This is a genomic window from Telluria sp. ZT3P39 (assembly GCF_059685935.1).
Genome location: NZ_JCASIH010000010.1, coordinates 16,194 through 40,017, shown reverse-complemented (window position 1 = coordinate 40,017; position 23,824 = coordinate 16,194). Strand labels below are relative to the sequence as shown.

Sequence of the window (23,824 nt, the reverse complement as noted above, 5' to 3'; positions counted from 1 at the left end):
CAAGGCAAGAAACACGCTACACTTGGGGCATTCCGACATGCTGGTGCCACGATGCCGACACGTTCCCCGACGTCAGAGTATTTCTTCACCGCATTCGCCGACTCTCCGGTGGGGATGGCCCTCGTCGGCTTGCAGGGGCAATGGCTCGAGGTCAATTCGGCACTGTGCCAGATCCTGGGTTACCAGCGCGACGAGCTGCTGACACGCACTTTCCAGGAAGTTACGCATCCGGAAGACCTGCCTGGCGATCTGCACCTCCTCGAGCGCCTGGTCGCCGGCGACATCGATTCGTACAAGCTGGAAAAACGCTACCGCCATGCTGACGGCCGCCTGGTCTGGGGCCTGCTCACGGTATCGCTCAGCCGCGACGCCACTGGCGGCATCGAATGCTTCATTTCGCAACTGGTCGACATTAGCCAGCAGAAAAAAGCGCTCGAAGACCGCGACGCGTTTTTCGCCCTGTCGCCCGACCTGCTGGCAATCGCCGGCATCGATGGCTACCTGCAGCAGGTCAACCCGGCCTGGACGGACACCCTGGGCTGGACCCAGGCCGACTTGTGCTCGCGCCCCTTCATCGACTTCATCCATCCCGACGACGTCGCCGCGACCCTGGCCGAAGCCGATGCAATCTACCGCGGCGGTGTGACCAAGGGCTTCCGCAACCGCTACCGCCATGCCAACGGCGGCTACCGCTGGCTCGAATGGTGCACGCGCGCGCTCAACAACGGCCTGCTGTACTGCTCGGTGCGCGAAGTCACCGCCCAGATCGAGAACGAGGAACGCCTGCGCGCCCAGGAGCAGAAGATCCGGCTCCTGATCGACAACGCCAACGACGCCTTCGTGGGCATGAACGAGCAAGGCATCATCACCGAATGGAACAAGCAGGCCGAAACCACCTTCGGCTGGACCGCCCGGGAAGCCATCGGCCAGCAGATGAGCGACCTGCTGGCGCCGCAACGGATGCGCCGCGGCCATCTCGATGGCTTCAGCGCCTGTCTGCGCCCCGGAAGCGAGCAGGCGCGCCAGAAGCGCATCGAGGTGCCGGCCATGCGCAAGGACGGTTCGGAAATCGTGGTGGAGATCACGGTCGGGGTGGTGTCCTTCGGGGGCGAGCAGTATTTCCACGCTTTTTTGCGCGACATCTCGGAACAGCGCCGCATGTCCGAGGAACTGCATTACCGCGCCACCCACGACTTTCTCACCGGCCTGCCGAACCGCTACGAATTCATGGGCCGGCTGCAACGCGCGATCGAGGCTGCCGCGCGCACCCCATTGCCGCTGGTGCTGCTGTTCATCGATCTCGACGGCTTCAAGGCGGTAAACGACCAGTGCGGCCACGAAACCGGCGACGCCGTCCTGATCGAGTTCGGCCGCCGCCTGGAGCACGCGGTGCGGCGCACCGACCTGGTGGCGCGGCTGGCGGGCGACGAATTCATGGTGGTGCTCGACCACGTACCGGACCCGGCGCAAGACGCCGTGGAGGTCAGCCGCAAGATCCTCGAGGCCGCCAGAGAGCCGTATGCCGCGATCGCCGGCCGCCTGGAAGTGGGCGCCAGCATCGGCGTGGCGCACTACCTGCAGGGCGACTCCGCCGACACCCTGCTCTCGCGCGCCGACGCGGCGATGTATGTGGCCAAGAATGCGGGCAAGAGCCGCGTGGCGTATTGGCGCGATGGGGAGTGGGTGGTGGGCAGCTGATTTTGCCGCCTGAATTGGGGGCATGCGGCGCAATGCACCAATGCGGGGGAATTGCCGCGAATCGTAGGGTGGGCGGCTTCGCCGCCCGCGCGGTGATAGTCAGGGCTTGAACAGCCGCGCGGGCAGCATTACCGTGGTTTGAACGCGCGGGCGGGAGGACCCGCCCACCCTACGAGAAACCAATGCCCACCCAACGGATCTACATCCCTGTGGACGCCCCGCCACCCGGCCGGATCAGCCCGCGCTGGGTTGCCACCACCACCGCATGCGTACGCGCGGTCGCATCGAGCTTGCTCATCACGCCCTTGACATGGGTCTTCACGGTGCCGACCCCGATGCCGAGCTTGCGGGCGATGGATTTATTGCAGCAACCCTGGGCCAGCAGCTCCAGCACGTCGGTCTCGCGCCCGGTGAGGGCCTCGCGCGTGAGGCTGTCGGCGACGCTGCGCGTCATCGATTCGCTCAGGTAGCGCTGGCCGCGCCCCAGCATGTTCACCGCATGCGAGAGTTCGTCGGGCGCGCAGGACTGCAGCAGGTAGCCCGACACCCCGGCATCCATGGCCAGGCGCACTTCCCATTCCTTGTCGAACTGCGTCACCACCAGCACGCCGGGCGGCTGGCCGCTTGCTGCGAACTGGCTGGCCGGCTGGCGCGCCAGGGCGATGCCGACGTCGTAGTCGGTCACCAGCACCCGCGCGACGCGCTGCGCCTCCGGCTGGCCCAGGTGGGTGGTCACGCGCAGGCCGGGATGCCCGGCCAGAACGGCCTGCATGCCGACGGTCATGATCGGATCGGCGTGCATGATATGGACGGCAGTTGGTATCGGTTGCATGGACATGCTCCGGCTGGGGGCAACGCGATGGCGCGGCCAGCTCCCATATTGAAACGACAACGCCGGCAAGGCAAGTAATGATATGTAAAAACTGGTTAAAGTGTCTCTCCGGCGTCAGAGGCCCCCGCCGCATCAGGGCGTATGCGATATACTGGCCTGACTATGCGCCTGACTTCCTTCACCGATTACACCTTGCGGACCTTGCTCCACCTGGGCAGCAATCCGGGCCGGCTCGTGACGATCCAGGAAATCGCGGACCTGCACAGCATCTCGAAGAACCATCTCATGAAGGTGGTGCACGAGCTGGGCCGCAACGGCGTCATCGAGACCATTCGCGGCCGCAACGGCGGTTTCCGCCTGGCGCACCGCCCCGACGAAATCAATATCGGCGCCGTGGTACGCCAGAGCGAGAGCGATTTCTACATGGCCGAGTGCTTCGACCCGGGCGGCAATCCCTGCGGCCTGGTCAAGGCCTGCAGCCTCAAGGGCGTGCTGACCAACGCCACCGCCGCCTATCTTGCCGAACTCGACCGCCATACGCTCGCCATGCTGCTGCCGGAACCGGCGCCGCGCGACGGCGCCATCCCGATGACCTTCCAGCGCAAGGAACGGATCGCGGCATAAGCTGCGCCGGCCGCACCCTGGCAGGCGCAGGCGGCTTGTGCTTTTGACTGGCTCACTTCGGCGTGACGGCCGCTATCATCGGGCGGCGGCAGCGAGAATGATGCTGGCAGGTTCTTTTCCGCGGGGCAAGAATTAGCTGTCTTGCATAGCCGCGGCCGGGCGCGCCTCCTGATGGAACGCTGCGTATAATGTTTGCGCGGCCATGACCGGCCACTCGAACATCGCCCATCCAGGCGCACCTTCCGCGAGACTTCTATCGTAATGAGCAACCAGCACCGCATGGCCCCACACTTCATTGGAACCGGTTCGCCGATGCGCGACCTGGTGGCGTCCTTCAACTGGTCGGCCACTTCCCTCGGCCCCATTTCCAAATGGAGCCCGAGCCTGAAAACAGCGGTGTCGATCGTCCTGAATTCGGCCGAGCCGATGGTGTTGTGGTGGGGGCCGGATTTCGTCCAGATCTATAACGACCCATTCGTTCCCAGTATCCAGGGCGGCAAACATCCGGCGGCACTGGGACAAGCGGCAGCGCAGTGCTGGCCCGAGGTCTGGCCTGTGATCGGTGAACAGGTCCACCGCTCGTATGCCGAAGGTTCGGCATTCCGCATCGAGAACGCACTGCTGCCGGTAGCGCGCAATGGCAGGCTTGAAGAGGCATATTGGTCGTATTCCTATACGCCGGTGTTCGGGGCCGCCGACGCCATCGACGGTGTGCTGGTCATTTGTACCGAAACGACTGCGGTTGTCTTGAAAAACCGCCGGGACGCGGCGCTCGGACGGCTCAACGACGCCCTCGCCTCCTGCGTGACGGAAGACGAAGTCAAGACTGTGGTGCTGCGCGTCCTGAATGCCTGCCCGGAAGACTTCGAATCGGCCTCGGTGGCGCCAATATCCGGCCCCACGGCAATCGGATCGGCCACCAGGTCGCTTCCAATTGCGCCCGCCGTCAGCGACCTGCATATCGAACTCACGACCGGTCACGTGTCCGCCTTCGACCATGGCTACGAGAGCTTCCTGCAACAACTCGGCGACGCCGTCAGCAAGGCGATCCTGCGTGCGCGTGCCGCCCAGGAAGAAGCCCTGGCCGCCGCCGACCGCGACCGCCTGCTGATGGGCGCGCCGGTGGGCACCGCGGTATTCGTCGGCGACGACCTGACCGTGAAATGGGCCAACCAGGCCTATTGCGAGATCATCGACCAGTACGATATCGACGGAAAGACCTTCGATGAAGTCTTCCCCGAACTCAAGGGCACTCCGCTGGGCAATGTCTTCCGCACCGTGTACCGCACCGGCGTGGCAGTCACCTCCAAGGAAACACATGCCCAGATCCGCCTGAAAGGCGAGCTGCAAGACCGCTACTACACCTACAACCTGGTGCCGCTGCGCAGCGCCGCGGGCGGCATCTACGGGCTGTGGGTGATCGTGGTCGACATCACCGAGCAGGTGGTCTCGCGCAAGGAAACCGAGCGCCTCAACGAGGAGCTGAACGTGGCGGCCCGGGCGAAAGACGAGTTCCTCGCCCTGCTCGGCCACGAGCTGCGCAACCCGCTGGCCCCGATCGTCACGGCGCTGCAACTGATGCGCATGCGCTCGAGCGAGATCGGCCGCGAGCAGCTCATCATGGAGCGCCAGGTCGAGCACCTGGTGCGCCTGGTCGATGACTTGCTGGACGTGTCCAAGATCACCCGCGGCCTGGTCGAGCTGCGCATGGAAACCGTGAACATCGCCCAGGTCATGCAGAAGGCGGTCGAGATGGCCGAATACCTGCTCGAGCGAAAGGCCCACCACCTGACGGTGAGCGTGCCGGACCTGAACTGGTATGGCGACCCTGCCCGGCTGGCCCAGGTGGTGGCGAACCTGCTGACCAATGCGGCCCGCTACACGCCGGCCGGCGGGCGCATCGAGCTTGCCGTCGAACACGCGCAGTCGCATGTCGTCATCAGCGTCAGGGACAATGGCGCCGGCATCAGCCACAAGCTCATGCCGAATATCTTCGACCTGTTCGTGCAGGGCAGCCGCAGCTCCGACCGCTCCGAAGGCGGCCTGGGCATCGGCCTGTCGCTCGTCAAGAACCTGGTAGGCATGCACGGCGGCGAAGTGCGGGTGGAGAGCGCCGGCGAAGGCCAGGGCAGCACCTTCGTCGTCACGCTGCCGCTGCGCACGACGGCCGAGCTGCCGGCATCGCCCGCCACGCCGCTGCCGGTGGCCGCGAGCGGCAAGGCCCATCACATCCTGCTGGTCGACGACAACCGCGATGCGGCCGACACCCTGGCCCAGATCCTGCGCAGCGCCGGCCACCAGGTGCGCGTCGCCTACGAGCCCTTCGAGGCGATCGCCGCCTTCCAGGAGCTGCGCCCCAGCGTGGCCATCCTCGACATCGGCTTGCCCGGCATGGACGGCTACCAGCTCGCGGGACGGCTGCAGGCCACCTTGCCGCCGGTGGATTGCACGCTGTTTTCCCTGTCCGGCTATGGCCAATACCAGGACGAGCAGCGCAGCCTGGCGGCCGGCTTCGCCCGCCACCTGGTCAAACCCATCGATGCACATTTGCTGCTGAACACCGTCAACACTGCCTGAAGCAGCATCCCGGGGCTGGCGCAAGACCGGCCCCGGCATCCCCGCTGTTCCCTCCCTGTAAAACGCTGATCCGGCAGGCTGTGTCCCAAAAGGGCAACGCCCGCTATGTCCGTTTCCGCACTGAACGATCTCCTGGCGGGGCATATGCTCGGGGTGTGATTGGCAATCTATTGCTCAATCCACGAGTTCGACCACTGGCCGATTACCGCAGCTTACTGAAACTGAACCATGCCCTCCTCTGCCAGCACCAACGCCGCGACGAACGAACATCCGGCACCACGCAAGAATCGACGTCGGGCGCCCTTGTCGCTCGCTGCCTGGAAACAATTCGTCAATGTGGCCAAGCCGTATTGGCTGGAAGAAGAAAAAAAGAAGGCCTGGCTCCTGCTCTTCCTCCTGATCGCCCTGATGCTGGTCGAGACCAAGTTCGCGGTCATGCTCAACAACGAGACCGGCGAGATGACCTCGGCGCTGGCCGGCAAGGACGGCGGCCGCTTCTGGAAGTCGGTGCGGGCCTGCCTGTTCATCCTGGCCTTCGCGATACCGATCTACGCCTTCTATTACTACATGCGCGACCTGTTCGCGAACCACTGGCGGCGCTGGCTCACCAGCCGTTTCCTCGACAGCTACCTGAAGGGCCGCAAATACTACGAGCTGGGCGGAAGCAGCGAGATCGACAACCCCGACCAGCGCATCAGCGAAGACATCAACACCTTCACCGGCAGGTCGATCCACTTCCTGCTGATCTTTTTAGGTTCGATCATGCAGCTGGTGGCCTTCAGCGCCGTGCTGTGGTCGATCTCGCATGTGCTGGTGGGCGTGCTGGCGCTGTACGCGCTGATGGGCACCGCGATCGCCTTGTGGGTCTTCGGCAACCCGCTGATCCGCCTGAACTTCTGGCAGCTGCGGCTCGAGGCGGACTTCCGCTTCAGCCTGATGCGCGTGCGCGAAAACGCCGAGTCGATCGCCTTCTACCGCGGCGAGCCGCAGGAGCGTGCGCACATCAACAGCAAGTTCGACAAGGTGATCCAGAATTTTGCCCTGTTGATCAAGAAGCAGCGCAACCTCAATCTGTTCCAGCGCACCTTCAGCCAATTGACCCTGGTGCTGCCCTTCGTGATCCTGGCCCAGGGCGTGCTGTCGGGCGAACTCGAAGTGGGCCGGGCGATCCAGGCCGCCGGCGCATTTACCGCCGTGCTCGCTGCGGTAGGCGTGATTGTCGATAATTTCGAGAGCCTGAGCCGCTTCGTGGCCGGCATCGACCGCCTGCAGGGCTTGTCCAGGCTGGTGTTGCCCGACACGGAGACGTCGCCCGATGCGCAAGCAAAGCATCCGCGCATCGAGCGGCGTCCCGGCGAACACCTCTCGCTGGACGCCCTCACCCTGCATCCGCCGCGCTCGGAACGCGTCCTCATCAAGGAACTGAGCCTGGCCCTGAAGCCGGGCGACGCGCTCCTGATCACCGGCGACAGCGGCTGCGGCAAGAGTTCCCTGCTGCGTGCGATCGCCGGGCTATGGCATACCGGCAGCGGCGCGATCCACCATCCGCCCGTGGAAGATTTCTTCTTCCTGCCCCAGCAGCCTTACCTGCAGCACGGCAGCCTGCGCAGCCAGCTGATCTACCCGAGCGCGCACTCAAGCCTGAGCGACGACGAGCTGCTGGGCATCCTGGAGCAGGTCCACCTGCCCCACCTGGCCGAGCAAGTGGGCGGCCTGGGCGCCGAGCAGGACTGGGAAAAGCTGTTGTCGGTCGGCGAGCAGCAGCGCCTGGCCTTCGGCCGCGTGCTGGTACACGCGCCGCGCATCGTGATCCTGGACGAAGCCACCAGCGCCCTCGACAGCAGCAACGAAGCCTCGCTGTATGCGCGCCTGCGCGAAAGCGGCACGACCCTGATCAGCATTGCGCACCGGCCGGCCGTGCTGCGCCACCATACCCATGTGCTGCGCCTGCTGGGTGAAGGGGCGTGGGAGGTGCATGAGGCCAGTGGCTATCAGTTCGATGGGCACCCGGCTGCGGCGCCGGCACGGGAAGCACGTGTGGTGGTGGTTGCGGGCTGAGCCGGCACGTGTAGCTGGAAGCATCAGGCGTTAGCAAACGTAACTTCGATTGAAACCCCATTGCACAAGCCTAGACTGGGTTGAGGCTAACTGATGGGGGTTGAGATGACTAATCGAAGCGTACGTATTTTGAGGCGCTGTACAGCTGGACTATTGCTCGCTGCCGGGCTTGGCGGATGTGCGGTGTATGGTCCGCCCTCGGCCGGCTATGATCCGTATTATGGAAACGGGGGCTACTCCGGCTATTACGGTTCGCCCGTGGAGCTGAACCTTGGCCTTGGCTATTACGGTGGCAATCGTCATGGGGACTATCGCCGCGATGGGCGAAGGCATGATGGGCGGCACCATGATGGTGGGCGGGGCCGTGATCGGGGCAGGCATTAAAGCCAGGGCCGGCCCCCCGCCGTGCAACCGCGCTATAAGCTGAAAGAGTGGAACTTCGTAATGGCGAATGTGTCGCACCACATGCCAGGATGGGACTGGCACTCCATCAGATTTTTCAGACTTTCCCCTTGAAATTCACAAGTTACCCTTCAGGTTCATCCAAGGGCGTCTGGCTGACAAAAATGGGGGTCCACGAATTTTGTAACCCATGATGCTTCGTTTAACTCGAGGGCTCGGTCATGCGCCTTGTCGACTTCTTGCGCAGCAACAGCGAACTCATACTTGCCGAGTGGGACAAGTTTGCCCAGGATATCTATCCCACCGAAATTCTGAACGCCGCAGCCGCGCGCGACCATGCACGCGGCATGCTCGATGTAATAGCGGCCGACCTCGCGAGCTTTCAGAGCGAACTTCAGCAGCAAGAAAAGTCGCACGGTCTGGGACCGCATGCACCGCGGACGACCCAAGCCGAGTTGCACGGTTCGTCACGCTTCGGTGAGGGTTTCGATGTCAACCAAATGATGGCGGAGTTTCGCGCCCTGCGCGCCTGTGTGATGCGCCTGTGGGGCGAGACCGTCAAGATGCCGCCGGTCGAGGCCGAGGACATTACGCGTTTCAACGAGGCGATCGATCAAGCCACGGCCGAGTCGTTGGCTTGCTTCACCGAACTGAAGAATCGCCAGGCCCGGCTGTTTGAAGTGTTGCTGTCGAGCTCTCCTGACCTGAATTACATCATCGAGCCCAACGGAAAACTGCTCTACGCGAATAATGCCTTCGCCGAATTCTTCGGTAAGACGGCCGGCGAGTTAGCCGGAGTCGATTTTCCTTCGTTATGCGCGCCCTGCGTTAACGATATCGGCATGCGCATCCGACAGGTCGTCGCGAGTCGCAAGACCTATCGAGCCGAAATGTGCGGCGTGCAGGGCTTTGGTGACGGTCGCGCCTTCGAGTACTTGCTGGTGCCGGTGCTCGACCAAGCGGGCCGCTGCGAAGCGATCGCAGGCAGCGCGCGCGACATCACGGAGCGCAAAGCATCCGAAGAGCGCATTCGCCGCAGCGCCAACCATGACTCCCTGACCGACTTGCCGAACCGCAGCCTGTTCCGCGAGCGGCTCCAGCACGAAATCAAGCATGCCGCGCGAACCGGGCTGCCCCTGGGCCTTCTGTTCCTCGACCTTGACGGCTTCAAGGAAGTCAACGACCTGCTCGGCCACGCCGCTGGCGATCAGTTGCTGCAGCAGGTAGCCATGCGCATCAATACCTGCGTGCGCGATACCGACACGGTTGCGCGGCTGGGCGGCGACGAATTTACAGTGATCCTCACCGATGTCACTGATCCGACCCACATCGACGCCATTGCTGCTGAAATCATCGGCGAGCTACGCCGTCCGTTCACCCTGGCGGCCGGCGAGGCGACCATTTCGGCCAGCATGGGTATTGCGTTCTACCCCGGAGATGGTGATACGCCCGACGAACTCGTGAGCAAAGCTGACGAAGCGATGTACGCGTCCAAGAATGCCGGGCGCAATCAGTTCAAGTTTGCCGCGACCGCTATGCGGCGTGACGCGGCGTCATTCTCCTGAGGCTCGGTTTGCATGAATACTTCCGGGCAAGCGGTTAATCGGATGCCAAGCCCTGCTCCGTACCCAAAGCCGCATTAACAAACCGCTTCCATCACTTTTCCTTGTTGATCATCTGCAGAACCTTGAACGCTTCGCGCTCGATCGCCGGTTCCGCCTCCGCCAGCTGCTTGCTCGCCTGGACATAAGCCGCACGCTTGCGCTCCTTCTTTTCTTCCGGCGGCACGACCGGCTTCATCCCCGGCATCATGATCTGCGAGGCGCTGTTGTACTTGCTGTGGATGACCTTCTTGCCGTAGGGCGTGTTATAGAAACGCGTCATCTCGGTGGCGGTATCAAGGGAAATAGCGGACGCCAGCGGCGCGGCCATGCGCTGGTACACCACTGCCGGCGGCGTCTTGTCGAGCTTGGCAAACACGGCCTTGCGCTGCGCTTCGCTCTGGTAGCGGCTGCGGGCGGCAACGCCGCGCACGACCTTTTCGGCCTGCATGGCGCCGAGCAGATCCTGCACGGCCTTGACGTGTGCGGGGCTGATTGCCGCAGTCGGGGTTGCGGGCGCTGGAGCCGCGGCAAACGCGGGATTCACGAAGGCGAGCGATGCGCCGAGCAGGGCTTGAATTGCAAACTTCATGGATTTCCTTTCGAATGAGGATTGGGGGTTTTGCCCAGCGCAGCCTATCACGCCCGGTCGCTATCAGCCCACAACCGAGGCTTGTTCCAGGTAACCCGAGAGCCCACAATAAAAAACCGGCCTTGCCGCCGGTTCGATGCTATCAGTTTGCCAGCAAAACAACGCCGCCTTACACCTCATGCCGTTCAGTTAAGCGTAGGGTGGCCGGGGTCGTTCAGGCCAGTGGCCTGAACGACGAACGGCCGCGCGTCCAACCCCAATGTGATCTGCCACAGCGCATCGGTGATGTGAACGCGCGGCCGGCGAAGCCGGCCACCCTACATTTTCATGCTAACTGAACAGCATTACCGCCTTACACCTGCATATTCATGATGTCATGATAGGCTGACACCAGTTTGTTGCGTACTTGCACCGTACTCTGGAAGGCGATGCTCGATTTCTGCATGGCGATCATGGTGTCGGACAAACTCACGGTATCATCCCCCATCGCAAACCGCTGGCCCAGCTCGGATGCCTGTTTCTGGGTATTGCTGACGCCTTCGAGCGTCGTCTTCAGCGCATCGGCGAAGTCGAGCTTGGCAACACCGCCGCTGGCGCCGGGCGCGCCCAGTCCGACGGGCGCAACCGGGCTCGCCGCCGGCTTGGTTGCCGCAGCTTTCAATTGCTCCATCATCGCCTGGATCCGGCTGGGGTCGATACCGCCGATGCCGCCAATACTCATCATGTTCTCCTGCAGGTTAGCGTGGCCGCTTTATTCAGGCTCCCAGAATATCAGCCCTCAGCCAGGTTCCTCCTTCGAAGAAGCACGGGTTTCCACCCCTGTTTCAGGGTTTGAATGTTGCTCTGTGGCTTCATAATGCATCTAATCCCCCCATCCCGGACACCAACCCACCATGGCAGCAGTTGCTGAAGACTTGATCGATACCCCGGCCGCTGGTCAGCGCCAGGGCTTTTTCCAGAGCACGATGGGGCGCCGCGTCGCCCTTGGCGGCGGCATCGCGCTTGTCGTTGCCATCATGATCGCGCTGTGGATGTGGAGCCAGGCCCCGGAGTACCGCGTGCTGTTTTCGAACTACAGCGACCGCGATGGCGGGGCGATCACCGCTTCGCTCGACCAGATGGGTGTGAAATACAAGTTTTCCGAAGGCGGCAGCGCCATCCTCGTGCCTAGCGAACAGATCCACGATCTGCGCCTGAAGCTGGCCTCGCAGGGTCTGCCCAAGGGCGGCAACGTCGGCTTCGAGCTGATGGAAAATCAAAAACTCGGTGTCTCCCAGTTCCTCGAACAGGTCAACTACCAGCGCTCGCTGGAAGGCGAGCTGGCGCGCTCGATCCAGTCGCTCGGCTCGGTCAGCGCCGCACGCGTTCACCTGGCGCTGCCAAAGCCGTCCGTCTTCGTGCGCGACCAGCAAAAGCCCACCGCCTCCGTGCTGCTGAACCTGCAGCCGGGCCGCGCCCTCGATCCGGGCCAGGTCAGCGCCATCGTGCACCTGGTCGCGTCCAGCGTGCCGGAACTGACGGTCGGGAACGTCACCGTCGTCGACCAGAACGGCAATTTGCTGTCGGATACCTCGAACAAGGGTCCCGGCGCCAAGGGCCTGGACGCCACCCAGCTCAAGTATGTCGAGCAGGTGCAGCAGAACATCATCAAGCAGGTCGAATCGATCATCGTGCCGCTGGTCGGCAAAGGCAATGTGCGCGCCGAAGCCACCGCCGAAGTCGACTTCGCCCAGGTCGACACCGCCGCCGAGATGTACAAGCCGAATTCGCCGCCGGAGCCGCAGGCCATCCGCAGCCAGCAGACCTCCGAGTCGAGCCAGCCGGGCGCCGGCGCCTCGGGTGTCCCGGGCGCGCTGTCGAACCAGCCGCCGGGCGTGGCCACCGCGCCGATCGACGGGCAAGCGCCCGCCGCCGGTGCAGCAGCGGCTGGCGGCCCGACCCGCAAGGACGCCACCACCAATTACGAAGTCGACAAGACCATCCGCTACGAGCAGCGTCCGATGGGCGGCATCAAGCGCCTGACCGTGGGCGTGGTGGTGAACCACCGCCGCACCGTGGACCCAAGGACCGGCAAGATCATCGTGCGTCCGCTGGCGGCCGCCGAAGTGGCCCAGATCAATGAGCTGGTGAAGCAGGCGATGGGCTATTCGCAGGCTAGGGGCGACACCCTGAACGTGACCAATGCACCGTTCGACGGCGTCGACCGCCCGGACGACACCATCGCGCAAATCGACTGGTGGCGCGACCCGGCCAACCTGCCGCTGGCCAAGGAAATCGCCAAATACCTGCTGCTGTTCGCCATCCTCGGCTTCCTGTATTACCGTATCCTGCTGCCGCTGATGCGCCCGGCGATCAAGAAGTTCGACCAGGCCGTGGCCCTGCCGCCGGAACCGGAGCCGGAAAGCAGCGAGGCAGCCGACGCCCAGGCCGAGGCGGTCGAGGAAGAGCTGGAAGAACAGGAAGTCGAACGCCGCAACCAGGGTTACCGCGCGAACCTGGTGATGGCGCAGGAACTGGCAAGAAAAGATCCACGCATCGTGGCAAACGTCGTCAAAGCATGGTTGGGTACAAATGAGTGACAAGGATAAAGAAGGCGTCCAGCAGGCAGCGATCCTGATGCTGGCCCTGGGCGAAGCCGAAGCGGCCGAAGTGATGAAATTCCTGGGCCCGCGCGAAGTGCTGAAACTCGGCGGCGCGATGGCGCAGATGAAGGCCGTGCAGCATGGCGAAGTGGTCAAGGTGCTGGAAGCGTTTGTGGAAGAAACCAACCTGCATTCGACCGTGGGCCTGGATTCGGACGAATACATCCGCCAGGTGCTCACGAAAGCGCTGGGCGACGACAAGGCCGCCGTGCTGCTCAACCGTATCCTGGGCGGCAAGGACGCCTCGGGCATCGAGAGCCTGAAGTGGATGGACTCGCCCTCGGTGGCCGAACTGATCCGCAACGAGCACCCGCAGATCATCGCCACCATCCTGGTCCACCTCGAGCGCGACCAGGCCTGCGAGATCCTGGCCAACTTTACCGAGCGCCTGCGCAACGACGTGGTGCTGCGCATCGCCACGCTCGACGGCGTGCAGCCGGCTGCCCTGCGCGAGCTGAACGACGTGCTGACCAAGCTGTTGTCGGGTAACGAGAACATCAAGAAGTCCTCGCTGGGCGGCGTGCGCACCGCGGCCGAGATCCTGAACTTCATGAGCGGCGAGCAGGAATCGGCGGTCATGGACAACATCAAGAACTACGACAACGACATGGCGCAGAAGATCATGGACGAGATGTTCGTGTTCGACAACATCATCGACATCGACGACCGCGGCATCCAGCTGCTGCTGCGCGAAGTGCAGTCCGAAATGCTGATCATCGCCCTGAAAGGCGCCTCGCAAGACCTGCGCGAGAAGATCTTCAAGAATATGTCGCAGCGTGCCGGCGAGATGATGCGCGAAGACCTGGAGTCGAAAGGTCCGGTGCGCCTGTCGGAAGTCGAATCCCAGCAAAAGCAGATCCTGCAAATCGTGCGCCGCCTGGCGGACGAAGGCCAGATCGTGCTGGGCGGTAAGGGTGAGGATTCCTTCGTCTGATGATTCCAAAGGAACAGCAAAGCGCCTACCAGCGCTGGGAAATGACCTCGTTCGGCGACGAGCGCCCGAGCACGATTGCACGGCGCGCCGCGATGGCGCCGCCGGCGGCGGCTGCGGTGGGTGCCGACGCCGGCGAGATCGTGCGCAACGTGCCGATGCCGACCGCCGAAGAACTCGAAGCGATCCGCGAACAGGCCCGGGCCGAGGGCTATGCCGAAGGCCTGGCGGAAGGCCATGCCGCGGGCCATGCCCAGGGCTATGCCGATGGCGCGGCCGCCGGCCAGATCGAGGCCAGCGCCGAACTGGAACACCTGCGCGCGATTGCCGCGACCTTCAGCGACGCCGTGGTGCAGGCGGACGAAACCATTGCCCACGACGTGCTGGAACTGGCCCTGCGGCTTGCGCGCGGCATGGTGCGCACGGCTTTCGACGTGCGTCCCGAACTGATCCTGCCGGTGGTGCAGGAAGCGATCGGCTACCTGCCGGTGCTGGCCCAGCCGGCCGTGCTCACGCTCAACCCGCAGGACGCCGAGATCGTGCGCGACGCCATGGGGCAGGAGCTGATCAAAGGCGGCTGGCGCATTGCCGAGGATATCGGCATGGCGCGCGGTGGGTGCCGGGTGGATACGGCGAGCAACCAGATCGATGCCGGCGCTGCCGCGCGTTGGGGGCGCTTGACGCACTCTCTGCAATCCAATGTCGATTGGTTGTCGTAGGGTGGGCGGGTCCCCCGCCCGCGCGGTGATCGCCGAAATTAAATATGTCGCGGCCATACCGGCGGCGGTTGAACGCGCGGGCGGCAAAGCCGCCCACCCTACGAAAACATGACCACTGACCGCCACACCGCCCGCTGGAAATCGTTTTTAAAAGATTGCGATTCCCTGGTCGGCTTCGCCGAACCCATGCAAGTCTCCGGCCGCATCACGCGCGTGGCCGGGCTCGTCATGGAATGCGTCGGCCTGAAGCTGGCCGTGGGCAGCGCCTGCACCATCCCGATGCCCAACGGCACCCGGATCGAGGCCGAAGTGGTCGGTTTCGAAGGCGAGCGCCTGTTCCTGATGCCGCAGAGCGATGTGGAAGGCGTGGTGCCGGGCGCACGCGTGTTCCCGGTCGAATCGGCGCTGCCCAAACCCGGCAGCGTGCAGCACCCACGCCGCCGCCCGAGCGACCGCACGCGCCACCTGCCGGTGGGCATGCAGCTGCTGGGCCGGGTGGTCGATGGCGCCGGCCGGCCGCTCGACGGCAAGGGCCCACTGTCCACCGACGAAGTCGGCCCCCTGAACGCCCGCCCGATCAACCCGCTCGACCGTGCACCGATCACCGAAACCCTGGACGTGGGCGTGCGGGCGATTAACGCCATGCTGACGGTCGGCCGCGGCCAGCGCCTGGGCCTGTTCGCCGGTACCGGTGTCGGTAAATCGGTCTTGCTGGGCATGATCGCGCGCTACACGACGGCCGACGTGATCGTGGTCGGCCTGATCGGCGAGCGGGGCCGCGAGGTGAAAGAATTTATCGAGCAGATCCTGGGGCCGGAAGGGCGCGCCCGCTCGGCTGTCGTGGCCGCCCCGGCCGACTCCCCTCCCCTGCTGCGCCTGCAGGGCGCGGCCTACGCCACCGCCATTGCCGAGCATTTCCGCGACCAGGGCAAGAGTGTCTTGTTGATCATGGATTCGCTGACCCGCTACGCGATGGCCCAGCGCGAAATCGCGCTGGCGATCGGCGAGCCGCCGGCCACCAAGGGCTATCCGCCCTCGGTGTTCGCCAAGCTGCCGGTGCTGGTGGAGCGTGCCGGCAACGGCCTGGAGGGCGGCGGCTCGATCACCGCCTTTTATACCGTGCTGTCCGAGGGCGACGACCAGCAGGACCCGATTGCCGACGCCGCGCGCGGTATTCTGGATGGCCACATCGTGCTCAACCGCCACCTGGCCGAGGCCGGCCACTATCCGGCGATCGACATCGAACAATCGATCTCGCGCGCGATGCACGGCATCACCACCCATGAGCACCAGCTCGCGGCGCGCAAGCTCAAGCAACTGTATTCGCGCTTCCAGCGCTCGCGCGACCTGATCAGCGTCGGGGCCTACGCCGCCGGGAGCGACCCCGTGCTCGACCAGGCCATCGCCAAGAATGAGCAGATCGAAAACTTCCTGTGCCAGGAGATCCACGACAACGCCGGCATGCTGGAGAGTTTGGGGCAATTGACCTCTCTGTTCTAAGGATGAAAGGATGCTTGGCGGCACTATACTGTGATCCATTATGGCCCAAGCATCCGCACTCGACACCCTGATCGACCTGGCGCAGCGCGATTCAGACGCGATTGCCAAGCGACTCGGTGCGGCCCTGAAGGCGGTGGAAGAAGGCGAGCAGAAGCTGGTGATGCTGGACGGCTACCGCGACGAATACGTGCGCAAGCTCGACGCGGCGCAGATGGCAGGCATCACCCCGTTCTCGTACCAGAATTTCGTCGCCTTCATCGGCAAGCTGGACAACGCGATTATCGGCCAGCGCGAGGTGATCAAGCACGCGCAGTACAAGGCGGATCTTGAGAAGAAGGCCTGGCAGGAAAGCGAGCGCAAGCGCCTGTCCTACCGCACCCTGAACGAACGCGCCGCCGCCGAGGCTTTGGCGATCGAGAACAAGCGCGACCAGAAACTGATGGACGACCATGCAGCCCGTGGCGCCCGCTACAAACAACGCTGATTCACCAAACGCATATGACGATCCAGACGACTACCCTTCCGTTCCAGGTCTCCGGCGCCAACGCGCTGGCGCAGCCGCAACGCAATGCCGCAGCCGGCGTGCAGGCCCCCAATGCGGGCCAGTTCGGCGCCACCCTGTCGCGCGAAATCGCACAGCGCCAGCAGGCGCCAGGCAAGATCACCGGCGCACCGATGCCGGCGCCCGGCCCGGCCTCCGCCAACAAGCCGGTAGCGCCTGCGAAACAACAGCCTGCTGAGAAGGCCGCCGCGCGCGAACCTGCGAAACAGAATGAGGCAGCAAGCGACGCGCCGGCGACCGCACAATCGGACGCGCCTGCGAAAGCGGAAAGCACGGAAGACGCCGCAGCAGCGGCCGAGTCCGCCAGCGCAGCGGCCGTTGCAGTCGCCGAAGCCGCAGCCGGCCCGGTGACCGAGATGCTCGCCTTCATGGCCAGCCTGGCGCAGCCGGCAGCAGCCGTTGCCGCGCCAAGTGCCGCCGAAGCGGCCACCGCTGCCGTAAGCGGCGCCGACGTGCAGCTCGCCGCGCTCCAGTCCGCGTTTGCCAAGCTCGACCCGATTGAAGTGGCCGTGACCACGACGACCGATCCGGCCCTGGCGACAGCGGCCGAGGGTGAAGCCGTGTTCTCGCTGGCCACGGGCGTGCAGCCAACGACGCAGGACGCCGCCGAACTGCGCGCCGACCTGCGCAGCTTGCAACAAACCGCCCAGGCCGCCGTGCAGGGCGAGCCGAAAGCCTTGCCAGGCGGGCGCGAAGCCAAGCTTGAAGCCGCCGCCATCGCCGAGGCCCCGGCTCCGGCCCAGCTGCAGGCCCAGGCAGCCAAGCTCGAGGCGCTGGCCCCGGCTGCCGTGCCGACCGACCGCATCCCGGCGCGCATCGGCACCCCGGCCTGGGACAACCAGGTCAGCCAGCGCATCGTCTACATGGTGGGCAAGGAGCAGGCCGCGACGCTGACGCTCAACCCGCCGGACCTCGGTCCGGTGCAGGTCGTGCTGAACGTGAGCAATGAAGGCGCCAGCATTGCCTTCTCCTCGAGCGAACTCGAAGTGCGCCAGGCCCTGGAAAACGCCCTTCCCCGCCTGCGCGAGATGATGAGCGAGAGCGGCATTGCGCTGGGTAATGCGACGGTGGATGCCGGGGCGCAGGAGCAGCGGCAGGCGCAGGATGGCGAGCGCCGCAACGGTAATGGCGGCCGTGCGGGGCTCGATCAGGGCGGCAGTGTGCTTGCTGCCGACGATGTTCGTCCGGCGACCCGCACGGTGATGTTGGGCGACAACGGGTTAGTCGATACCTTCGCGTAAGCACGATATCGCCGGGATTGCCACCCGTTCGCCCCTCTTTTCGGGGCTTGCCGGTCTACCCTTCCCCACGATAATGCCATAATGACGCACCCATTCTTTTAGGCAGTAAAGAGGCATCTTGAAAGCGAATCCGAAAATGAAGGCCGACCCTAAAGCAGACGCAGCCGTAGTCGTCCCGGCCGGCTCCAAGAAGAAGCTGGTCGTGATCGTCGCGGCGGCCGTGCTGCTGCTCGGCGGCGGCGGCGGTGCGGCCTGGTATTTCATGCATGGCGGCGATGACGCGGCGGAGAGCCACGAGACTGCCAAGGACGGCAAGAAGAAGAAAAAGAAGGAGACCGGCGTCAAGCCGGAATACGTGCCGGTCGAACAGTTCACCGTCAACCTGCAGCCGGAGAACGGCGAGCAATACCTGCAGGTGCAGTTCACCTTGCAGGTCGAGGGCGCCGAACAGAGCACCCTGATCAAGGACAACATGGCGATCGTGCGCAACCGCGTGCTGCTGCTCCTGTCGGGCAAGAAGGCGTCGGAGATCAGCACCGTGCAGGGCAAGCAGCAGCTCGCCGCCGAGATCCAGGCCATCATCCGCGAGCCCTTCGAGAAAGAAGGCGACGAGCAGGAAGTAAGCGACGTACTATTTACGTCGTTTATCATCCAGTAGGCTTGATGCACCATGGCCGATAATTTCCTCTCCCAGGAAGAAGTCGATGCCCTCCTCAAGGGGGTCAACGGCGACCAGGACGACATTGCCGCGCCTGAAGACACCTCGGGGGTACGCACCTATAACCTGGCGACGCAGGAGCGGATCGTCCGCGGCCGCATGCCGACGCTCGAGATCATCAACGAGCGTTTCGCCAGGTATCTGCGGGTGGGCCTGTTCAACTTCCTGCGCCGCAGCGCGGAAGTGTCGGTCGGTTCGGTGCGGGTCTCGAAGTACAGCGAATTCATCCGCAACCTGGTGGTGCCGACCAACCTGAACCTGATCCACATGAAGCCGCTGCGCGGCACGGCGCTGATGGTGTTCGACCCGGGCCTCGTGTTCCTGCTGGTGGACAACCTGTTCGGCGGCGACGGCCGCTTCCACACCCGCGTGGAAGGCCGCGACTTTACCCAGACCGAGCAGCGCATCATCCTGCGCATCCTGGACATCGTGTTCGAGGCCTACACCAAGTCGTGGGAGCCGGTCTACCCCGTCGAGTTCGAGTACATCCGTTCCGAGATGAACACGCAGTTCGCCAACATCGCGACCCCTAACGAAGTCGTGGTGTCGTGCACCTTCACCATCGAACTCGGGTCGGTGTCGGGCCAGATCCATTTCTGCATGCCCTACTCGATGATCGAGCCGATCCGCGATGCGCTGACCTCGAGCCTTCAGGGCGAGGCGCTGGAAGTCGACAAGCGCTGGGTGCGCCTGATGACGCAGCAGATCCAGGTCGCTGAAGTCGAACTGGTGGCGGTGCTGGGCGAAGGCCGCGCCAATTTCGACGAGATCCTGAACATGAAGATCGGCGACGTCATCCCGATCACGGTGCCGGAAACCCTGCAGGCCACGGTGGATGGCGTGCCGGTGATGGACTGCACCTACGGCGTCTTCAATGGCCAGTACGCGCTCAAGATCGAGAAACTGCTGGCCAACAGCGACAGCTTCAACAAGTAATATCCAGATAGCGCAGTCATCAATACTGGCCGCGATTAATAGCAACAGGTAATGAATAGGGCTGGCAGTGCGCCGGCAACAGGAGAGCAAGATGTCTGATACCCAGGACGACCAAAGCGGTCTCGACGACGATTGGGGCGCGGCGATTGCCGAGCAGGCCGCGGCCGAAGCCGCGGCGCTCGAGCGCCAGCAGCAGCAGGCAGCGGCCGCCCCGACCGCCGCCGTGTTCAAGGATTTCTCGAACAAGGGCACGCGCAACGAAACGCCGAACGACATCGACTTCATCCTCGACATCCCGGTGCAGCTGACCGTGGAACTGGGCCGCACCAAGATCGCGATCAAGAACCTGCTGCAACTGGCGCAGGGCTCCGTGGTCGAGCTCGATGGCCTGGCCGGCGAGCCGATGGACGTGCTCGTCAATGGCTGCCTGATCGCCCAGGGCGAGGTCGTCGTCGTGAACGACAAGTTCGGTATCCGTCTCACTGATATTATTACGCCATCAGAACGGATCAGAAAACTGAATAAATGACCTCGCGCAACGTCGCACATTGCAGCAATCCCGTAGGGTGGGCGGGTCTCCCGCCCGCGCGTTCAAACCGGGGTGGAATTGCCCGTGCGTTGACGCATACGCTCACTATCACCGCGCGGGCAGCAAAGCTGCCCACCCTACGGATCGCGGCAGCGGCACTGCTGCTGCCCCTGGTGGCCTGTGCAGCCCCTGTTGCGGCCGGCCAGGCGCCGGCGCCCGAGCAAACGATCAGCGCACCTGCCCCGACTCCCGTCCCGGCCCCCGCCTCCGTCGACACCCAACCCATGCCTGGAGGCGCCACCACGGCCGGCCGCCCGGCCACACCGGCACGCCCCGCCCCATCCGGCCCGATCTCGACGCCGGTGCAAGGCCCCGGCCTTGATGCCGTCACCACCGGCACCGCGCCGGCGCCCGTTGCCGAAACGCCGGCCGCCACGACGCCGGCACCTGGCCAGCGTCCCCCGCAAGTGGTCATGCCCGGCTCGGCCACGCCCGGCGCCGGCAGCCTGCTGCAGACCATCCTGGCCCTGGTGCTGGTGCTCTCGCTCCTGCTCGGCCTGGCCTGGGTAATGAAGCGCTTCGGGCCGCGCGCCATGGGCGCAAGCGCGAACGTGCGGCTGGTGGGCGCCCTGAATATCGGCGGCCGCGAACGGATCATGGTGGTCGAAGTCGGCGACCAGTGGATCGTCGTCGGCGCCTCGCCGGGACGCGTGAATGCGCTGGCCACCATGCCGCGCCAGGAAGGCGCGCACGGACCTGATGCGGCGCTCGCGCAACATGCCACGCCTGCCGCCAGCTTCGGCGACTGGCTCAAGAACACCATCGACAAACGTAATGCGAAATAAACGACTCCTGCTGTGGGTGGGTCTGGCGGGACTGGCATTGTTGCCGCTCGCCGCCCTCGCCCAGCCCGGCATCCCGGCCTTCACCTCGCGCCCCGCCCCGGGCGGCGGCACCGCCTTCTCGCTGCCGGTCCAGACGCTGATCCTGATGACGGCGCTGACCTTCCTGCCGGCCGCGCTGCTGATGATGACCGCCTTCACCCGCATCATCATCGTGCTCTCGCTGCTGCGCCAGGCGCTCGGCACCCAGACCGCGCCGCCGAACCAGGTGATGGTGGGCCTGGCGCTGTTCCTGACCTTCTTCGTGATGGGCCCGACTTTCGACCGCATTTACACCGAGGCCTACCTGCCGCTGCAGGAGAACCGGATGGAGATGAGCCAGGCGCTCGACCGCGGCGTGGTGCCGCTCAAGGAATTCATGATCAAGCAGACGCGCCAGTCCGACCTGGCCCTGTTCGTGAAGATCTCGCGCTCGCCCGCCCTGCAGGGCCCCGAGGACATCCCGCTGCGCGTGCTGATCCCGGCCTTCGTCACCAGCGAGCTGAAGACCGCCTTCCAGATCGGCTTCGCCATCTTCATACCGTTTTTGATCATCGATATGGTGGTGGCCTCGGTACTGATGGCGATGGGTATGATGATGATGTCGCCGGCCGTGATCTCGCTGCCCTTCAAGCTGATGCTGTTCGTGCTGGTCGATGGCTGGCAACTGCTGCTGGGCTCACTGTCCCAGAGCTTCTACTAGGAGGCCCGCATGACACCCGAAACCGTCATGACGATGGGCCGCAACGCGATGGAAGTGACCTTGATGGTCTCGGCCCCGCTGCTGCTGGTGGCCTTGATCATCGGCCTGATCATCAGCATCTTCCAGGCCGCCACCCAGATCAACGAAGCGACCCTCTCCTTCATCCCGAAACTGGTCGGCATTTTCGTCGCGCTGGTGGTGGCCGGTCCCTGGATGCTGTCGGTGATGCTCGACTACATGCGCCAGGTCTTCACCGGCATTCCCGGCATGATCGGTTAACAAGACCGCGATGCTGAGCCTCACCACGGGCGAGATGAATGCCTGGATCGCTGGGCTGATCTGGCCGCTCACGCGCATCCTCGGCCTGGTCGCCTCCGCCCCGCTGTTCGGCAATGCCGGCGTGCCGGTATCGATCAAGGTCGCGCTGGGTGTACTGCTGGCCGCCGTCATCGGACCCACCGTGGGCGACATCCCGGCCGTCGATCCGGGCTCCTGGGCCGGCATCCTGATCCTGGTAAAGGAACTCCTGATCGGCGTGGCCATGGGCTTCGCGATGCGCATCGTCTTCGCCGCCATCGAATACGCGGGCGAGGTGGCCAGCATGACCATGGGCCTGGGCTTCGCCATGTTCTTCGATCCGAATTCGCGCGGCCGCTCGTCGGCGGTCGGCCAGTTCCTGGCGCTGGTGGCGACCATGGCCTTCCTGGCCGTGAACGCCCACCTGGTGCTGCTGGCGGCGCTGGCCGAAAGCTTCGTCACGCTGCCGATCTCCAGCACCCCGTTCTCCGGCAACGCCCCGCTGGAACTGGTGCGCTGGGGCGGCCGTATCTTTTCGGCCGGCCTGCAGCTGTCGCTGCCGATCGTCGCCGCCCTGTTGATTACCAACGTCGCGCTGGGCATCCTCACGCGCGCCGCGCCGCAACTGAACATCTTCGGTATCGGCTTCCCGGTCACGCTGGGCGTGGGCTTCCTGACCCTGAGCCTGACCCTGCCCTACCTGGGCATGCCGATCGTGAACCTGTTCAACCAGGGGATCGAGGCCGGACGCGCGGTGCCGCGCGCCGGGGCAAGGCAGCCGGCGCAGCCGGTGGCCGCGCCAGTGGCCGCCATTCCCGCTCCGGGCTGACGGAGCCCCGTTAGCGCCCTGCCGCGGCCTGCGTGCCGCCGGCCGCGATCACCTGCAGGATCGCCGCCTTCACCACATCCGGAGAAGTCAGCGCCATCTGGTGGCTGGAATCGGCCACGATCGTTTTCGCATTCGGATACAGCGCGCGGACCTGCTTGCGCGTGTCTTCGTCCATCCGGAAGGCGCCGAAATCGACCGGGATCGCCGTCGCCGACGTCGGCCGGTTGACCAGGCGGACGATCGGCTTGTCGTCGATGCTCCCCATGCCCAGCACCATGTCGCCGGTCTCGTCGATCTTTTCGATTTCGCGCCAGACCGAACGCGAGAAGCCCAGCTGCCCGGCCAGGCGCGACCACATCGGGAAGTCTTCGACCCGCTTGACCATGCGCGGGTACAGCGAATCGACCAGCACAATTCCCTTCACTTCCTCCGGATAGGCGCGCGCGAACAGCTGCACGTACAGGCCGCCCAGCGAATGCCCGACCAGCACATAGGGCGGGCGCAGGCCCTTGTGGCGCAGCACTGCGCGCAGTTCCTCGACGATCGTGCGGCCGTCGCGTGCCGTAGCCGCGACGGCGCTGTTGCCATAGCCGGGGCGGTTGTAGGCGAACACGGTGGCGTCCTGCCCGACCTGTTCCGGCACCGTGCCCCATTTGTCGATCGTATTGCGCGAACCGCCTTCGAACACCACCACGTCTTTCGAGCCGGGATGGCGGATGGTGAGGGATTCGACCTGGCGCCCGCCGATGGTATCGACGACGGGCGCAGGCGCGGCGGCGGCGGCACCAAGCAGTGGAAGGCAGAGCGTTGACAGCATCAGGACTGGTTTGAACACGGGCGTCTCCATCAAGAAAACGCCAGCATCGCGCCGGGGCGGCTCAGGCGCAGCGGTTTTGCGACAGATCGACGTAAGCTGCGATGAACGGTCGTTTGCTGGCAGGGGGAATGCGTG

The 23,824-nt window shown here is 64.6% G+C and carries 23 protein-coding genes; 19 read left to right on the top strand and 4 right to left on the bottom strand.

Annotation, left to right across the window (positions count from 1 at the left end; translation table 11 throughout):
• The first annotated feature begins 51 nt into the window (after positions 1-51).
• Positions 52-1,698: a PAS domain S-box protein gene (locus AC56LR_RS11925; protein WP_497130553.1), complete on the top strand. Its 1,647-nt coding sequence runs from the start codon at positions 52-54 to the stop codon at positions 1,696-1,698.
• A 199-nt stretch (positions 1,699-1,897) separates the two neighbouring features.
• Here AC56LR_RS11925 and AC56LR_RS11920 read toward each other — a convergent pair whose 3' ends face one another.
• On the bottom strand, positions 1,898-2,530 hold the full coding sequence (locus tag AC56LR_RS11920; protein WP_497130551.1) for a LuxR C-terminal-related transcriptional regulator: 633 nt from the start codon (positions 2,528-2,530) through the stop codon (positions 1,898-1,900).
• A 162-nt stretch (positions 2,531-2,692) separates the two neighbouring features.
• Here AC56LR_RS11920 and AC56LR_RS11915 point away from each other — a divergent pair, with 162 nt between their 5' ends.
• The 5 genes from AC56LR_RS11915 (at position 2,693) to AC56LR_RS11895 (ending at position 9,756) form a co-directional block, all read left to right on the top strand.
• A complete protein-coding gene (locus tag AC56LR_RS11915) occupies positions 2,693-3,154 on the top strand; it encodes an RrF2 family transcriptional regulator (RefSeq protein ID WP_497130549.1) in 462 nt (153 codons plus the stop codon).
• A 261-nt stretch (positions 3,155-3,415) separates the two neighbouring features.
• The gene (locus tag AC56LR_RS11910; protein WP_497130547.1) at positions 3,416-5,731 is read left to right on the top strand and encodes a hybrid sensor histidine kinase/response regulator; all 2,316 of its coding nucleotides are present in this window, start codon (positions 3,416-3,418) and stop codon (positions 5,729-5,731) included.
• Positions 5,732-5,959: 228 nt separating this feature from the next.
• Entirely contained in the window at positions 5,960-7,789 is a 1,830-nt protein-coding gene (locus tag AC56LR_RS11905; RefSeq protein WP_497130545.1) for an ABC transporter ATP-binding protein/permease, read from the top strand.
• A 301-nt stretch (positions 7,790-8,090) separates the two neighbouring features.
• A complete protein-coding gene (locus AC56LR_RS11900) occupies positions 8,091-8,216 on the top strand; it encodes a hypothetical protein (RefSeq protein ID WP_497130543.1) in 126 nt (41 codons plus the stop codon).
• Positions 8,217-8,412: 196 nt separating this feature from the next.
• Positions 8,413-9,756 (top strand): diguanylate cyclase domain-containing protein, encoded by a 1,344-nt coding sequence (locus tag AC56LR_RS11895; protein WP_497130542.1) that lies wholly within the window; start codon positions 8,413-8,415, stop codon positions 9,754-9,756.
• A 91-nt stretch (positions 9,757-9,847) separates the two neighbouring features.
• Here the strand turns inward: AC56LR_RS11895 and AC56LR_RS11890 are convergent, their stop codons facing one another.
• Positions 9,848-10,384, bottom strand: coding sequence for a hypothetical protein (locus AC56LR_RS11890; protein ID WP_497130541.1), 537 nt, complete (start codon positions 10,382-10,384; stop codon positions 9,848-9,850).
• Positions 10,385-10,736: 352 nt separating this feature from the next.
• On the bottom strand, positions 10,737-11,105 hold the full coding sequence (gene fliE, locus AC56LR_RS11885; RefSeq protein ID WP_497130719.1) for a flagellar hook-basal body complex protein FliE: 369 nt from the start codon (positions 11,103-11,105) through the stop codon (positions 10,737-10,739).
• 172 nt (positions 11,106-11,277) lie between these two features.
• Between fliE and fliF the strand changes: the two genes are divergently transcribed.
• From fliF to fliR, 13 genes are all read left to right on the top strand, one after another.
• Positions 11,278-12,963, top strand: coding sequence for a flagellar basal-body MS-ring/collar protein FliF (gene fliF, locus AC56LR_RS11880; protein WP_497130540.1), 1,686 nt, complete (start codon positions 11,278-11,280; stop codon positions 12,961-12,963).
• Positions 12,956-13,960, top strand: coding sequence for a flagellar motor switch protein FliG (fliG, locus tag AC56LR_RS11875; protein ID WP_497130539.1), 1,005 nt, complete (start codon positions 12,956-12,958; stop codon positions 13,958-13,960). The genes fliF and fliG overlap by 8 nt, the downstream gene beginning before the upstream one ends.
• Positions 13,960-14,676, top strand: a complete 717-nt coding sequence (locus tag AC56LR_RS11870; RefSeq protein WP_497130537.1) for a flagellar assembly protein FliH — start codon at positions 13,960-13,962, stop codon at positions 14,674-14,676. Before fliG ends, AC56LR_RS11870 begins: the two co-directional genes overlap by 1 nt.
• 108 nt (positions 14,677-14,784) lie before the next feature.
• The gene (fliI, locus tag AC56LR_RS11865; RefSeq protein WP_497130536.1) at positions 14,785-16,176 is read left to right on the top strand and encodes a flagellar protein export ATPase FliI; all 1,392 of its coding nucleotides are present in this window, start codon (positions 14,785-14,787) and stop codon (positions 16,174-16,176) included.
• 40 nt (positions 16,177-16,216) lie between these two features.
• The gene (gene fliJ / locus AC56LR_RS11860) at positions 16,217-16,660 is read left to right on the top strand and encodes a flagellar export protein FliJ (protein ID WP_497130535.1); all 444 of its coding nucleotides are present in this window, start codon (positions 16,217-16,219) and stop codon (positions 16,658-16,660) included.
• A 14-nt stretch (positions 16,661-16,674) separates the two neighbouring features.
• Positions 16,675-17,979: a flagellar hook-length control protein FliK gene (locus tag AC56LR_RS11855; protein ID WP_497130533.1), complete on the top strand. Its 1,305-nt coding sequence runs from the start codon at positions 16,675-16,677 to the stop codon at positions 17,977-17,979.
• Positions 17,980-18,115: 136 nt separating this feature from the next.
• On the top strand, positions 18,116-18,637 hold the full coding sequence (gene fliL, locus AC56LR_RS11850; protein WP_497130717.1) for a flagellar basal body-associated protein FliL: 522 nt from the start codon (positions 18,116-18,118) through the stop codon (positions 18,635-18,637).
• A gap of 12 nt (positions 18,638-18,649) precedes the next feature.
• Complete coding sequence (gene fliM / locus AC56LR_RS11845) at positions 18,650-19,633, top strand: flagellar motor switch protein FliM (RefSeq protein ID WP_497130531.1); 984 nt, start codon at positions 18,650-18,652, stop codon at positions 19,631-19,633.
• A 91-nt stretch (positions 19,634-19,724) separates the two neighbouring features.
• Positions 19,725-20,162 (top strand): flagellar motor switch protein FliN, encoded by a 438-nt coding sequence (fliN, locus tag AC56LR_RS11840; RefSeq protein WP_497130530.1) that lies wholly within the window; start codon positions 19,725-19,727, stop codon positions 20,160-20,162.
• 89 nt (positions 20,163-20,251) lie between these two features.
• Positions 20,252-21,007, top strand: a complete 756-nt coding sequence (gene fliO, locus AC56LR_RS11835) for a flagellar biosynthetic protein FliO (protein ID WP_497130529.1) — start codon at positions 20,252-20,254, stop codon at positions 21,005-21,007.
• Entirely contained in the window at positions 20,997-21,746 is a 750-nt protein-coding gene (fliP, locus tag AC56LR_RS11830) for a flagellar type III secretion system pore protein FliP (protein ID WP_489875958.1), read from the top strand. Before fliO ends, fliP begins: the two co-directional genes overlap by 11 nt.
• Positions 21,747-21,755: 9 nt before the next feature.
• Positions 21,756-22,025 (top strand): flagellar biosynthesis protein FliQ, encoded by a 270-nt coding sequence (gene fliQ, locus AC56LR_RS11825; RefSeq protein ID WP_171082344.1) that lies wholly within the window; start codon positions 21,756-21,758, stop codon positions 22,023-22,025.
• Positions 22,026-22,035: 10 nt separating this feature from the next.
• Entirely contained in the window at positions 22,036-22,872 is an 837-nt protein-coding gene (fliR, locus tag AC56LR_RS11820; RefSeq protein ID WP_497130527.1) for a flagellar biosynthetic protein FliR, read from the top strand.
• 10 nt (positions 22,873-22,882) lie between these two features.
• On the opposite strand, the gene AC56LR_RS11815 is transcribed toward fliR, so the two are convergent.
• A complete protein-coding gene (locus AC56LR_RS11815; protein ID WP_497130525.1) occupies positions 22,883-23,707 on the bottom strand; it encodes an alpha/beta fold hydrolase in 825 nt (274 codons plus the stop codon).
• Between the last annotated feature and the right edge of the window lie 117 nt (positions 23,708-23,824).